This window comes from Clostridium sp. AF34-10BH (assembly GCF_003478095.1).
Classification (GTDB): Bacteria; Bacillota; Clostridia; order Lachnospirales; family Lachnospiraceae; genus Acetatifactor; species Acetatifactor acetigignens.
Genome location: NZ_QUEC01000006.1, coordinates 87,472 through 101,598, shown reverse-complemented (window position 1 = coordinate 101,598; position 14,127 = coordinate 87,472). Strand labels below are relative to the sequence as shown.

11 protein-coding genes are annotated in these 14,127 nt (G+C 48.1%); all 11 read right to left on the bottom strand.

Annotated elements, in window-relative coordinates:
* Positions 1-39 precede the first annotated feature (39 nt).
* The 11 genes from DWZ61_RS06730 to mutS all read right to left on the bottom strand — a co-directional run bounded on the left by DWZ61_RS06730 (position 40) and on the right by mutS (position 14,063).
* Positions 40-2,925 carry a penicillin-binding transpeptidase domain-containing protein gene (locus DWZ61_RS06730; RefSeq protein WP_118537854.1) on the bottom strand — a complete coding sequence of 962 codons (2,886 nt, stop codon included), beginning with the start codon at positions 2,923-2,925 and terminating at the stop codon, positions 40-42.
* Complete coding sequence (gene mreD / locus DWZ61_RS06725) at positions 2,915-3,454, bottom strand: rod shape-determining protein MreD (protein WP_022312497.1); 540 nt, start codon at positions 3,452-3,454, stop codon at positions 2,915-2,917. The genes DWZ61_RS06730 and mreD overlap by 11 nt, the downstream gene beginning before the upstream one ends.
* Positions 3,444-4,331 carry a rod shape-determining protein MreC gene (gene mreC, locus DWZ61_RS06720; RefSeq protein ID WP_117465650.1) on the bottom strand — a complete coding sequence of 296 codons (888 nt, stop codon included), beginning with the start codon at positions 4,329-4,331 and terminating at the stop codon, positions 3,444-3,446. The genes mreD and mreC overlap by 11 nt, the downstream gene beginning before the upstream one ends.
* The gene (locus tag DWZ61_RS06715; RefSeq protein WP_022312495.1) at positions 4,328-5,338 is read right to left on the bottom strand and encodes a rod shape-determining protein; all 1,011 of its coding nucleotides are present in this window, start codon (positions 5,336-5,338) and stop codon (positions 4,328-4,330) included. The genes mreC and DWZ61_RS06715 overlap by 4 nt, the downstream gene beginning before the upstream one ends.
* A 16-nt stretch (positions 5,339-5,354) precedes the next feature.
* Positions 5,355-6,053: a DNA repair protein RadC gene (gene radC, locus DWZ61_RS06710; protein ID WP_022312494.1), complete on the bottom strand. Its 699-nt coding sequence runs from the start codon at positions 6,051-6,053 to the stop codon at positions 5,355-5,357.
* A 33-nt stretch (positions 6,054-6,086) separates the two neighbouring features.
* Complete coding sequence (locus tag DWZ61_RS06705; protein WP_022312493.1) at positions 6,087-6,326, bottom strand: DUF4321 domain-containing protein; 240 nt, start codon at positions 6,324-6,326, stop codon at positions 6,087-6,089.
* A 168-nt stretch (positions 6,327-6,494) separates the two neighbouring features.
* The gene (locus DWZ61_RS06700) at positions 6,495-7,802 is read right to left on the bottom strand and encodes a methionine gamma-lyase family protein (RefSeq protein WP_118537853.1); all 1,308 of its coding nucleotides are present in this window, start codon (positions 7,800-7,802) and stop codon (positions 6,495-6,497) included.
* Positions 7,789-8,760 (bottom strand): tRNA (adenosine(37)-N6)-dimethylallyltransferase MiaA, encoded by a 972-nt coding sequence (miaA, locus tag DWZ61_RS06695; RefSeq protein ID WP_022312491.1) that lies wholly within the window; start codon positions 8,758-8,760, stop codon positions 7,789-7,791. The genes DWZ61_RS06700 and miaA overlap by 14 nt, the downstream gene beginning before the upstream one ends.
* A gap of 27 nt (positions 8,761-8,787) precedes the next feature.
* Positions 8,788-9,264, bottom strand: a complete 477-nt coding sequence (locus DWZ61_RS06690; protein WP_022312490.1) for an LURP-one-related family protein — start codon at positions 9,262-9,264, stop codon at positions 8,788-8,790.
* The gene (gene mutL, locus DWZ61_RS06685) at positions 9,264-11,384 is read right to left on the bottom strand and encodes a DNA mismatch repair endonuclease MutL (protein ID WP_118537852.1); all 2,121 of its coding nucleotides are present in this window, start codon (positions 11,382-11,384) and stop codon (positions 9,264-9,266) included. The genes DWZ61_RS06690 and mutL overlap by 1 nt, the downstream gene beginning before the upstream one ends.
* Positions 11,385-11,405: 21 nt before the next feature.
* The gene (gene mutS, locus DWZ61_RS06680) at positions 11,406-14,063 is read right to left on the bottom strand and encodes a DNA mismatch repair protein MutS (protein WP_118537851.1); all 2,658 of its coding nucleotides are present in this window, start codon (positions 14,061-14,063) and stop codon (positions 11,406-11,408) included.
* Positions 14,064-14,127 lie beyond the last annotated feature (64 nt).

Below are 14,127 nucleotides of genomic sequence, written 5' to 3'. Positions count from 1 at the left end.
TTTGGCATTCATCTGTCTGTGTTATCTGACTCCGGATAGTTACATCTCATTGGATACTGCATTGTCGAGAGTATCCGCAGTACCTGTGATCAGATCATCCTCTTCCGCCAGTCCGTAATAATACTTGATAATATCTCTGGTGAACTGGGCTGCATAGTCTGAAGAATATCCGAAGGGTATTCTTGTGGCAATGGCGATCTCCGGATTCTCATACGGCGCATAGCAGATAAAAAGCGCATGGTTTGGTCGGGAAGCTGTCTGCTCTGCCGTACCGGTCTTACCTGCGGCATTTACCGCCAGATCATTAAAGTACTTTTTATTTTCCACCACCTGACGCATTCCCAGATGGAACGCATCCCAGTATTCCTGCGGCAGGTCAATCTGATTTCTCACTTCTGCATGGTACTCTTTCAACAGATTGCCCTGGGAATCTGTTGTCTTATCCAACAGTGTCAGATTATAGCAGGTCCCACTGTTGGCAATGGTAGTGACATATCTGGCCAGTCCAACGGTAGTGTAGCTGTTGCTGCCCTGTCCGATGGCAGAACGTACCGGATCCTTGGTGGATATATCCGGTGCATATTCTCCGATCTCCACTCCCGATTTATCTGTCAGTCCATACAGATCCGCATATTTGCTCAGGGTATCCAGACCCGCTTCCTCATTATAGCTTCCGGTTCTGGTAGCCAGCTGGTAGCCCACATTGTAGAAGAAGTAGTTACAGGAATCCTTGATGGCAGATGTCACATTTTCATAGCCATGTCCGGAAATTTTCCAGCATCTGGGGGATGGTGTGATCTCGGTAAAAGTACCGACACAGTTCACACGGCTCTGAAGATTAATCACATTCTCCAGAAGTCCCGCTGTAGCGGATACAATCTTGAACGTGGAACCGGGTGCTGCCTTATACTGGGTGGCAAAATTCAGCTGTGGGCTGGACTTGTCCGCATTCAGCTGCGCATAATATTCCGCATCCACGGTATTCGCCATTTTGTTATTGTCATATCCCGGATAAGACACCATAGCCAGCACATCTCCCGTATTGACATCCGTAATGACTACAGAGGCATTGCAGGGATCCAGTGCCAGTTGGGCCGGTGTGATCTCCAGATTATTGATCCGGTTCATCATAAACTGATATGCCGACAATTTACCGGAATACAGTGCTTCTTCATCCTCAGCCGGGATGTCCACCACCTGCTGTTCACACAGGAGCATACAGATCTGTTTCCCGGTGATCTTGTCATTTAAAAGCATATACTTGTAGAAACGTTTCTGGAACTCCGTGGTATGGTCGATGGCATTAATGGTGTAATCCAACAGTTTGTCATAAACTTCTGTAGAATCCGAATATTTGTCATTCAGATCCAGCTTGCTGACATCGATCCAGTTCATGGCGATGCAATACTGCAGATACTCCTTTAAGGAGATCACTTCCTCCTTCGCCCAGGCCGTCTGCGTAGCATCGTTATCATCCACCAGTTCCTTCATGATCACGCCTTCCTCCCGAAGGAGGCTTACGATATTACTCTGGTAAACCTGATATTCCTTGGAAAGCTTGCTATAGGGAGTTGCCCCTTCTGTAAGTTCGTAAGTCAGTCTGTCGTAAACACCCTGCTTATACTCCAGATAAGCGGCATAGACTGCCTTTTCCGTCTCTCCGGCATCTTCTGCCTCGAAATGTTTTCTGTCCAGGATATTGTTGTTGATCATGGCAAAATACACGTCATAGATCGGGATCTTAATGGACGAGCTCTTGGCATTCTCCGGCAGATTGAATTCTTTGGCGTTGATGATCTTGCTTGCCACCAGACCGGCCAGCTTCTGTTCGATGATATTATATACTGCCTCCGTAAGATCCTTATCGATGGTCAGGTAGACATCCGCTCCCGGCTGTGCCTCTTTCCGCTCTAAAATAGTGATCACCTTACCGGTATTGTTCACCACCACTTTTTCACTGCCCTTGGTACCCTGCAGAGTAGTCTCCATATATGCCTCAATACCACTCTTACCTACCACATCATTGATGGTATAGGTATCCTCCAGGCCGCCTTCCGTCACCACCTGGTCATTTAACTCTGCCAGTTCATCGGAAGAGATTTTTCCGGTATATCCCAGCACATGGGCGAAATATTTGCTGTCTATGTAGTGGCGCACCGTATCCTCTACGATGGACACACCGTCCAGCTGGTCGGAATTCTCCATGATCACCGCCACTGTCTCCGCACTGACATTGGTAGCCACAGTGGTTCCCACATATTTCCGGAAGGAGGTCAGATTCATGGCATACCGGATGGTTACCATCTGCAGCCACTCCTCTTTGGTATAACCTTTTCCCGGCACGAAGGGGGTCTTGGTGTTCTCGGGATCTTCGTACTGACCGATAGCAAAGCCCTTGGCACGGCTTAAGTACTCTATCAGTTCCTGGGCTGTCATGGCTTTTTCTTCTTCACTAAGCTCGTCTATGGTTCTGTATCCAAGCACATCCGCCTGAAAACGAAGCAGCGCCGTGCCATCCACGGAATAGGCATAATCGCCGTCTTCATCAATAATGATCTTAAAATCCGTGATCACACTGTCACCGTTTTTCTCGATCAGCTTTATCAGCCGATAGACAACGTCATTAACCTTTGCGTTCTTATTCCGGCTGGACTCAAACACATCCTCGATCTTCACAGAATAAGCCAGTTCATTTTCCGCCAGTACATTGCCGTTCCTGTCCAGGATCCGTCCTCTGGTACTGGATATATCCCTGGTCTTCTCGATCTGAAGGATAAAGTCGTTCAGATACTCTTCTCCGTTTACGATCTGCAGGTTGAAACAGCGGTAAAGCAGAACACCGGCAAAAAAAGCAAACAGTATCATAAGTACTGTCAGTCTGCTGGTCACAATATTAATAATGTGATCTCTAATTTCACGAAACAAATTTCTGTGCGCTCCTTTTTTCCTTCTCCTCCAGTTTCTGATTAATCTTCAGGATCAGAGGATACAAAATAATCGTAACAACGATGGTGTAAAGTGCCTCCGGCAGGATCACACTTGTAAAATAATACGGGAAATGAAAACGCCCTCTCAAAAGAAACATCAGAATGTAACAAATCAATCCATAAGAAATGTCGCTGACAATAATAAGCGCCAACGGCAGCTTGATATCCTCCGGATAAAAGATCCGGCTGAATTTCCCGTTAACAAAGCCTATGTACATCATGACCATGGCATAAAATCCCAGGAAACTTCCGAAAAAAATATCACATAAAAGCCCGCAGGAAAATCCGATCAGCAGTCCCTCCTTCTCCCCTCTCATAAATCCGAAGGAAGAAGTCAGAATGATCATCAGATTGGGAATGATTCCGCCCATTGCCAGGCTGTTAAATACACTGCACTGCAAGACAAAAAATAAAAGGATCAGAAGAACCACTACAATCTTGCGCAGGAAGCTGCTGTTATTCTCCATCTGCGCCTCCTCCCGGAACCTGCTGTTTCTTGTCCGTGATCACCAGCACCTCACTCAGATGCTCGAAATCCACCACCGGAGTCAGGTATCCGGATTTCGTCAGATTGTTGGTATCTTTATTGATGGTACTGATATAGCCGATCAGGATATTGGGAAGATATTTATCACTGATATCGGAAGTAACTACCTTATCTCCCTCTGCCACTGCATCCTGGCTGTCCACCAGCTTGCTGAAAAGAATCACTCCCTGAGCCATCATCTGCAGATCTCCGGATACGATCAGATTGTCACCCGTGGCAAGTGTCATACCGCTGACATTGGAATTGTCGGAAATAATGGAAGTCACCCGGGACCAGTTCGGTCCTACGGACGTAATACGTCCCACCAGACCGCCTCCGGCGATCACATTCATATCATCCGCCAGCCCATCATTAGAGCCTTTGTCAATGACAAAAGAAGAATACCAGTTGCCGGAATCTCTGCTGATGATCCGGGCACCGATCTTATTGTAGTCCCCGTATTCTTCATCCAGCTCCAACAACCCTCTCAGTTCATTCAGTTCATATTTGTCCTGCTGCAGCAGAGTGTTCTCTTCCGTCAGGGAAGCCACCTGCTCCTTCAGGGCACTGTTCTCCGCTAAAAGTGTCCGGATCTGCACCAGTTCATCGGAACGATTTGCCAGCCATTCTCCGGCCTTGGCGATCCCCTGTTCAAAGGGTACGATCACATATCCCACCACTCTGTTGAACGGTCGGTTAAATACATTGGTTCCAAAGGTCACCAGCATCATGATGGTGCAGAGGATAGTTAAAATAAAAAGGAGATATTTACTCGGTAAAGTAAACCTCTCCCCTTTTCTTTTTACGACTGGGCTCATTTACTCATCCCTTCAATTGCATAAGCTACCGTTTTATAGTTATCATCCTTGATGATCTTGGCAAGTCCTGTTGCCACGCTGGTCAGCGGATTCTCAGCCACATTCACATGCAGTCCGGTACCGGTTGCCAGTCTCTCTGCCAGATGACTTACCTGGGATGCTCCTCCGGTCAGATAAATACCGTGACGGTAAATATCCGCTGCCAGTTCAGGGGGTGTTCTCTCCAGTATCACCTTTACATTATCAATAATGGTATTAAAGTGCTCCTCCAGAGACTCATCCACCATTCTTGTGGGAATCTCACGTTCCACCGGCAGACCGGTGACAATGTCTCTGCCGTATACTACAGCACCCTTTCCTTCTTCTTCCAGTTCCTTCAGGGCAATCTTCACATTCTCAGCCGTCTTGCCACCGATGATCAGAGAGAATTCTCTTCTGACTGCCGCACGGATGGCATCATCAAATTTCATGCCGCCCACCTTGATCAGACGGCTCAGTACGATACCGCCCAGTGACAGGATGGAGATTTCCGTGGTCTCGTAGCCGACATTCACCACCAGGACGCCCTGGGAATTTTTTACATCGATATCCAGACCCAGACCGTCTGCCACGGCCTTCTCCACTACCATGATCTTCTTGGCCTTTACGTTAGCTCCTTTGATCAGATCATAGAATGCTCTTTTTTCCACCTCGGTAACATCCGTAGGCACTGCAATGAAGAAATCAGAAGGCTTGGTATTGCCCTTCTGCAGATCACCGATAAAATACTTTACCAGCGTCTCCATATTTTTGATATCCGCGATCACACCATTGGAAAGCGGATAAGAAATATGAATATTGCTGGGAGCTTTCTCATACATTTCAAATGCAGAGTTACCATAAGCAAATAAAGTATTCTTATTCTCGATGGCAATCATATTTTTTTCGATCATGATATTGTCATCATTGCGGTTATAGATCTTTATATTGTTGGTACCAAGGTCGATACCAAATGCATTGTTTGCCACTGTCGTTATCCCTTTCTTATATCAAAAATTTTTGCTCTCTGAAGCTAGTATACCTGTTATCCCCAATAATAATGTGGTCTAACAGCGGAATGTCCATCTGGTTTCCCACCTTTGCCACATTTTCCGTCAGCTCCCTGTCGGATCTGCTGGGAGTGGGATCTCCGCTGGGATGATTGTGCACGAGGATAAGACTGACTGCCTTGTCCTTTAACGCCTCCAAAAATATCTCTCTGGGAGAGATCAGTGCCATATTGACGCTGCCGTCCGACAATTTCTTCTCACGGATCAGCTGTCCTTTGGCATCCAGACAGAGCAGATACACACATTCGGTATCCCTGTGTCTGAGCTTTTCCATAAAATATTCCGCCACATGATCCGCTCTGGTGAAGCAGATACCCTCTCTGGCTTTGGCCCGGCTCATCCTGTTGGACAGTTCGGCGATGCATTTTAGTTTCACCGCTTTCACCATGCCGATGCCCCGGATCTCCATCAGTTCTTCCACACTCACATCATGCAGACCCAGCAGTCCTTCTCTCGGATAGGTGGCCAGTGCCAGTACCTTCTCAGCCAGCGCCACCGCGGAATCCTCCTTCGTCCCGGTTCGCAGAATCACCGCAAGCAATTCCGCCTCCGTAAGATTCTCCGGTCCGAACTGCAGAAATCTCTCATAGGGAAGTCCCCGGTCTGTATTTACCTGTACATTCTTCTCGGGCATAAGTCTCCTTCTGCCTGCTCCGACGTATGCTGCCTAACGGATAAAACGGTATACCACGAACGCTATGATCACACCGATCACACTGGCGATCGTGATGTTAAACTCCAGCCCGAAAGTCAGAATAATGAAACCGAGATTCAGTTCCACTGGACTGCTGAGGCCGAAATTCTGTCCGTAATTCAGAAAAGTACCGTCGAAATAAGTCCCTATAAATCTGCCGATCACAAATCCGATCAGTACCAGGACGATCAAAACCCAATTAATTCTCTTCAAGGTAGTTCCTCTTCTTTCTTCTGTGTACTCTCCATGGCTGAACAGTCTCCCCGTGAGCCTGTCTTCCATACGTCTTTTTATACTATCACAAAAAGCTTCTTCTGTACACAAATTTAGTAGATTTTATTTTGCGCTTTTTCTACAGGATTCGTATTTTTCAATGTAGTTCTACATTGCTTTCCGGATCTGTTCTTCCGTCACAATACCTTTTTGTACCAGTACCTGCAGGGATTTCAGAATACCGAATTTGGCATGCTGCCAGGTCAGTCCGCCCTGGAAATACACTGCATACGGAGGCTTGATGGGGCCGTCCGCAGACAGCTCAATGGAGGAACCGGAAACAAATGCTCCCGCTGCCATAATGACCTGTGCATCATATCCCGGCATATCCCAGGGTTCCGGTGTCACATGACTGTCTACCGGTGCCGCCGCCTGAATTCCCTGGCAGAAGCCGATAACCCCCTCAGGCTGACCGAAGGTCACTGCCTGAATGATATCGTGTCGGCTCTCACTGCCGTTCGGTACTACCGCAAAACCTATTTTTTCATAGACATTGGCTGCAAAGATCGCACCCTTCAGTGCTCCCGCCGTCACCGTGGGAGCCAGGAAAAATCCCTGATAAAAATCTTTCAAAATGCCAAGGGAAGCGCCGACTTCCTTGCCCAGCCCCGGAGAGGTCAGACGGTATGCCGCATTTTCCACACATTCTTTCTTTCCAGCAATATATCCGCCGATAGGAGCCAGTCCGCCTCCGGGGTTCTTGATGAGAGATCCTACGATCATATCCGCACCCACGTCGGAAGGTTCTATAGTCTCCACGAATTCTCCGTAGCAGTTATCCACCATGCAGATCACGTCCGGCTTAATACCTTTAATGAAGGCGATCAGTTCGCCGATCCGCTGTACGGACAGGGTGGGTCTGGTCTGGTAGCCCTTGGATCGCTGAATCGTTACCAGATGAGTTTTCTCATTGATATTCTCACGGATTTTATCGTAATCAAAGCTTCCGTCCGGCAGCAGATCCACCTGGCGATAAGTCACACCGTATTCTGCCAGCGATCCCTTCGACGGGCGGATACCGATGACTTCTTCCAGCGTATCATAGGGTTTGCCTACCGGGGACAACAGTTCGTCTCCAGGTCTTAAATTGCTCATCAGAGCCAATGCCAGTGCATGCGTGCCGCAGGTGATCTGAGGGCGCACCAGTGCATCCTCCGTATGGAAAGTCGCTGCATAGACAGCCTCCAGGGTATCTCTTCCAAGATCGTTGTATCCGTAACCGGTAGTGCCCAACAGGCAGGCCTCACTGACCTGATGCTGCTGCATGGCATTTACCACCTTTAACTGATTGTATTCCGCGTTACTATCCACTTCATCAAAGCGGTCTCTTAAACTTTTCTCAATGGTGCAGCCGTAATCATATACGGTCTTGCTGATTCCCATAGACAGGTAGATCTCTTCATTACTGCTTCTCATAAATCTCTTTTTCTCCTAATTCTCTGATCATGTATTCCAATATTTTCTCTTCGTTATAATCAAACCGGCCCTTGTCGATCCAGGTGACTTCACTCTCTCTGCGAAACCATGTCAGCTGTCTCTTGGCAAAATGCCTGGTATCCCGTTTCAAGGTATAGACCGCATCTTCCAGGCTGCATTCTCCATCCAGATATTCCAGAATCTCCTTGTAGCCCAGTCCCTGCATGGACGTCATGCCCTTACGGCATCCCATATCCTTCAGTTGTCTTACCTCATCCACCAGACCCTGTGACATCATTTCATCGATTCTGTCCTCGATCCGTGCATACAGCTTTTCCCGGTCGTCCGTCAGCACAAAATAGCTGAAATTATAGGGACTTGTCCGTTCTTTTTCCCTCTCGTTGTGTACAGAGATCGGTTCTCCTGTCAGTTCATAATATTCTAAAGCACGGATGGTTCTCTTGATATTATTGGCATGAATATTCTCCGCCGATACGGGATCGACCTTCTTCAGCATCTCATGCAGACTCTCCGGTCCCTGTTCTTCTGCCAGAAGTTCCAGTTTTTTTCGATATTCGGTGTTCTCTTCGTTTTCCGTAAAATCAATGCCCCGAAGCACCGCCTGAATGTAAAATCCGGTGCCTCCCACCAGAATAGGGATATGGCTCCTGTCATATATCTGCTCCATACATTCCAGACAATGTTTCTGGAACACTACTACATTGAATTCTTCCCAGGGCTCCAGAATATCGATCAGATGATGGGGCACCCCCTCCATCTCCTCCGGACGGATCTTGGCAGAACCGATATCCATATGTTTATATACCTGCATGGAATCTGCCGACAGGATTTCTCCGTTTATGGCTTTTGCCAGCGCGATGGACAGTTTTGTCTTTCCCACAGCTGTCGGCCCGGTCAGGACCACCAGTGGTTTCTTTTTATTCTGTATTACCGACATTATTTTTTCCTTACTCTTTTTATCCTGCTATCCGTTGTTCTGGGTACAGTTTGCTGCATCGATGGCGATGACCAGCATCAGACCCTCCAGTTCATCCTGTGGATCGGAGAAATTAATAGTATACGTATCTCCCCAGTGAAACAGTTCTTTAGAGATATGGATGATACTGCTGCATCCATTGTATACATCATAATCCCATCCCAGAAAATCTCCCTCCACGCGCCAGCCGTTATAGTCGATCTCATATCTGGGCTTGAAAAAAGAAAACTGTTTGCGGATTTCACCACGGACCCGGCCACCGATCTCGATTTCAAAGGCCGGAAGAAAGGTAAGCAGCCGCTGTCTGATCACTCCCAGTTCATGGTTATTTCTGTCGTATACATGCAGCTGGTGTCCCAGGGAGAAAAACTCCGCTTTTACAAAATATTTTGGATTTTCATTTTCATCATAGACATCATAGGAATCTGTCCAGGAAAACACTCTCTGTTTGATCAGTAAACGCATTATACTATCCTCTTAAATTTCTTCTCCAGATCTGTCTCCGTCATGGTAATAATAGTGGGTCTGCCGTGGGGACAGTTGTAGGGATTATCCAGGGTCAGAAGTTCGTCGATCAATTTCTCCGCCTCCTGAAAGCTCAGACGGTTATTGCCTTTGACCGCCGCCTTGCAGGACATGGATGCAATCTTTTCCTCAATGACCTGAAAACTTCCGCGATTGCCGGTCTCCTGGGACAGTTCATCCAGCACTGCCAGGAACAGTTCCCTCTCACTGCATCCGTAGAGATCCACTGGTACACTACGGAGGGCATATTCGTTGCCTCCGAAAGCATCAATCTCAAATCCCAGCTGTGCAAAAGCATCCTCATAGGTGTGCAGAATGCTTTCCTCCTGCCCTGTCAGGCTGACAATAATCGCCGGCATCAGACGTTGGGACACCACACTCTTTTCATAAAACTGTTTCATCAGGCGTTCATATTTTACCTTTTCATGAGCCGCATGCTGGTCAATGATGAACAATTTGTCTTCAAACTGGATCAGCCAGTAGGTATCAAAGACCTGACCGATAATCCGGTAACGGCTGCGATTCTGCATGGACAACAGTTTTTCCTCGAACAGATTCAACTGCTGGGTATTTTTGATCTCCGGTTCCGGGGCGGCAGCTGCATCCTGCGACGATGCCGTGGGCTGTCCGGAAGCAGTTGTTGTGGCCACCTGTTCCTGTACCGGGTTCTTCCTGTCTTCCGGCGGCACTGCCTCCACGAAGAAATCATCTTCCTGCGGTACGGCTGTGGTGCTGACTGCTTTGGAAACTTCTGGTGTATTACCGTACAGGACGGCCTGCGTTTTTTTCACCGTCACAGTTCCTGCAACACCCACTGTGGAGTTCTCTATTAGCTCCGGCTTGCGGATACTGGTCTGTACCCCGGCATGATTTTCCTGCCAGACAGGTTTCTGTATAAATTCTCTCCGGTCCCTGGAAGCCGCTTCATATTTTGCTGCCTCCATGACACGATAGCTTTCTTCTCTCTTTTTTTCAAATACTTCCGGTGTGTGTTCTTTCCAGGAAGCTCTTCTCTCTTCCTGTTCTTTCTTCTGGATTGCCTTTTCATCCTCCAGAGAAGCATCCGGGATCATCTCCCGGTTCCGCAAAGTGATGGCGATCTTCTCACTGAGCATTCTGGCAAATGCCATGCCGTCAGAGAACCGCACATCCATTTTGGAAGGATGTACGTTCACATCCACCGTCTCCGTATCCATGGTGATATGCAGTACGCACAGTGGAAACTTATGCTGCATCAGATACTGCTTGTAGCCTTCCTCGATAGCCTTGGCGATCACACCGCTGCGGATAAAACGACCGTTGATAAAATAGATCTCGAAGTTACGGTTGGAACGCACCAGTACCGGTTTGCCCAGATATCCTTCGACTTTGATGCCGTTCTCTTCGATCTGGACAGGCACCAGCTCTGCGGCAATCTCCCTGCCGTAGATCCGGTAAATTACCTCCCGCAGGTCACCGTTTCCGGAGGTATGGAATCTGGTCTGGTTTCCCAGTACGAATTTAAACGAAATATCCGGTCTCGACAATGCCAGATGTTCCATCAGATCCGTGATATAACTGCCCTCTGTGGCAGGCTGTTTTAAGAACTTCCGGCGTACCGGCGTATTAAAAAACAGGTTCCGCATGAGGAACGTTGTGCCGTCCGGTGCACCGATTTCATCAATGGATTGCTCCCGCGCCCCTTCCAGTACCATGCGGGTACCCGTGAGATTTTCCTTTCGCTTGGTAATGATCTCCACCCGGGAAACTGCCGCGATACTGGATAAAGCCTCACCACGGAATCCCAGACTCGCAATATGGTTCAGATCATCCGCATCCTCTATTTTACTGGTGGCATGGCGCAGGAACGCGGTAGGAAGCTGATCTCTCTCGATACCGCAGCCGTTATCCGTCACGCGGATGAATTCAATGCCGCCTTCCTTTGCCTCCACCGTGATTGCTGTAGATCCGGCATCAATGGCATTCTCCACCAGTTCCTTTACCACACTGGCTGGTCTCTCCACCACCTCACCGGCAGCGATCCTGTCGATCGTCCGGGAGTCCAGTACATGTATTCCCATAAATCTCCTCCCTTATGCTTTCTAGCCGTTCCAGCGGTTCTTTAACTTATTCTGCAGGCGGTACAAAGTATTCAGTGCATCCAGCGGTGTCAGAGTCGTTACTTCGATCTCCATCAGTTCCTTCAGCACATCCTCGTCCGTCACCGTATCAAACAGAGACATCTGCGCCAGATCCACTTCATCGTATTTTGGCTGTTTTTTTGCTTTCCCATCGCCCTTATTATCAATGGCGATACTCTGCACCTTTTCGGTGATATCATTGTCGGACAGCTGTTCCACGATCTCTTTTGCACGGTCAATGACCATATCCGGCACACCGGCCAGTTTGGCCACCTGGATACCGTAGCTCTTGTCTGCACCGCCCTTTACGATCTTACGCAGGAATACAATATCGTCTCCGCATTCCTTGACTGCGATGCAGTAGTTGTTGACATTGTTCATTTTGCCTTCCAGCTCGGTCAGCTCATGATAATGGGTGGCAAACAGTGTCTTCGCTCCCAAAAGCTTTCGATTACTGATATGTTCGATCACTGCCCAGGCAATGCTCAGGCCATCAAAGGTGGACGTGCCTCTTCCGATCTCATCCAGGATCAGGAGACTTTTGGATGTGGCATTCCGTAAAATATTCGCCACCTCATTCATCTCCACCATGAACGTGGACTGCCCGCTGGCCAGGTCATCCGATGCACCCACACGGGTAAAGATTCTGTCTACAATGCCGATGTTGGCACTTCTGGCAGGCACGAAACAACCGATCTGTGCCATCAGCACGATCAGTGCCGTCTGACGCATATATGTGGATTTTCCCGCCATATTCGGACCGGTAATGATGCTGATACAATGACTTCCATTATCCAGATAGGTGTCGTTGGCAATAAACATGTCATTAGTGATCATCTGTTCCACCACAGGATGTCTGCCATCCTTGATATCAATGACACCTTTTTCATTTAACTTCGGGCGTACATAGTGATTGCGCTCAGACACCAGGGACAGGGATGCATAAACATCCAGCTTTGCAAGCGCCTTGGCAGTATTCTGGATACGTACCAGTTCCTGTGCGATGGTATCCCGGATTCTGCAGAAAATATCATACTCCAGTGTCTGAAGCTTGTCCTCCGCATTTAAGATCGTATCTTCCAGTTCTTTTAATCTCGGTGTGGTATACCGCTCCGCATTGGCAAGGGTCTGCTTGCGGATATAATCCTCCGGCACCAGATCCTTGTAGGAATTGGTCACCTCAAAGAAGTAGCCGAACACATTATTTTTTTTGATTTTGAGATTCTTGATTCCGGTACGTTCTCTGTCTTCTTCCTCCAGCTGGACCAGCCATTGTTTGCCGTCATGTTTGGCGGCACGCAGATGATCTATAGTCTCATCGAACTGATCCTTGATCATTCCGCCTTCACGAATAGATATGGGCGGTTCCTCAACGATCGCCTCGTCAATCAGCTGATAAATGTCCTCCAGTCCATCGATTTCTTCCCGGATGGCTGCCAGCTCCTCTTTCTGGAAGCCCGACAACACCGTCTTGATAGGCGGCAGCATCTGCAGAGAGTTACGAAAAGCGATCAGATCTCTGGGGTTTGCCGTCTTATAAGTTACTTTGCTGAGCAGTCGTTCCAGATCGTAAACCGGATTCAGGTACTCTCTGATCTCGTCCCGGGAGATGGAATCCTGATTCAGTTCCTGGATTGCATCCAGACGTTTCTCCATTTCTTCCTTATCAATCAGAGGCTGCTCAATATAGTTTCGCAGCAATCTGCCGCCCATGGCCGTCTTCGTCTTGTCCAGTACCCACAACAGAGACCCTCTCTTCTGCTTTTCCCGCAGTGTCTCTGTCAGTTCCAGATTTCTTCTGGTGGAACTGTCCAACAGCATGTATTTGCTGGTAAGATAGGGAGAAATATGAGTAAAATGTTCCAGATCCGTCTTCTGGGTATCATATAAATATTGCAGTAATGCTCCTGCTGCCAGAATTCCTGTAGGAAATTCCTCAACACCGAGGCCGATCAGAGTATTCACCTTAAAATGTCTCATAAGGATCCGCCGGCAGCCGTCATCATCGAACATGTGAGACTCCAGTGAGCTGACCGACATATGTAACCGGGACTTCAAGTCCTCCACATCATATCCGCTGACCAGAAAGGCCTCATTGCAGATGATCTCCGAGGGCTCATATTTCATCAGTTCGTCCTTCAGTTTCCGCAGGTCTTCTACCTCTGTCACATAATAATCTCCAGTAGTGACATCCGCTGCGGAAATGCCGATTCCATCCGAGGTATAGGCAATGCACATCAGGTAATTGTTCTTGCTGGCTTCCAACGACTGGACATCCAGGTTGGTCCCCGGGGTCACCACACGGATAACCTCTCTCTTCACCAGTCCCTTTGCCAGCTTTGGGTCCTCCACCTGTTCGCAGATGGCTACTTTATAGCCCCTGCTGACCAGTCTGGCCAGATATGTCTCCACCGCATGATAGGGAATACCACACATAGGAGCACGTTCCTCCAGTCCACAACTTTTTCCGGTCAGTGCAATTTCCAGCTCTTTGGATGCTACTATAGCATCGTCAAAGAACATTTCATAAAAGTCTCCCAGGCGATAAAAAAGGATGCAGTCCTTATACTGCTCCTTGGTCTCCATATATTTTTGCATCATTGGTGTCAATTCAGCCATGATTTTCTCCTGTTCTGTAAAAGAATACACGACAAAGCGGACACGCAAAAGCTTGCGTATCCGC

Coding starts and splice junctions, on each gene's coding strand:
- mreD (WP_022312497.1), bottom strand. CDS start 3,454: ATGGAGAATAACAGCAGCTTCCTGCGCAAGATTGTAGTGGTTCTTCTG.
- mreC (WP_117465650.1), bottom strand. CDS start 4,331: ATGAGCCCAGTCGTAAAAAGAAAAGGGGAGAGGTTTACTTTACCGAGT.
- radC (WP_022312494.1), bottom strand. CDS start 6,053: ATGCCCGAGAAGAATGTACAGGTAAATACAGACCGGGGACTTCCCTAT.
- DWZ61_RS06700 (WP_118537853.1), bottom strand. CDS start 7,802: ATGAGAAGCAGTAATGAAGAGATCTACCTGTCTATGGGAATCAGCAAG.
- miaA (WP_022312491.1), bottom strand. CDS start 8,760: ATGTCGGTAATACAGAATAAAAAGAAACCACTGGTGGTCCTGACCGGG.
- DWZ61_RS06690 (WP_022312490.1), bottom strand. CDS start 9,264: ATGCGTTTACTGATCAAACAGAGAGTGTTTTCCTGGACAGATTCCTAT.
- mutL (WP_118537852.1), bottom strand. CDS start 11,384: ATGGGAATACATGTACTGGACTCCCGGACGATCGACAGGATCGCTGCC.
- mutS (WP_118537851.1), bottom strand. CDS start 14,063: ATGGCTGAATTGACACCAATGATGCAAAAATATATGGAGACCAAGGAG.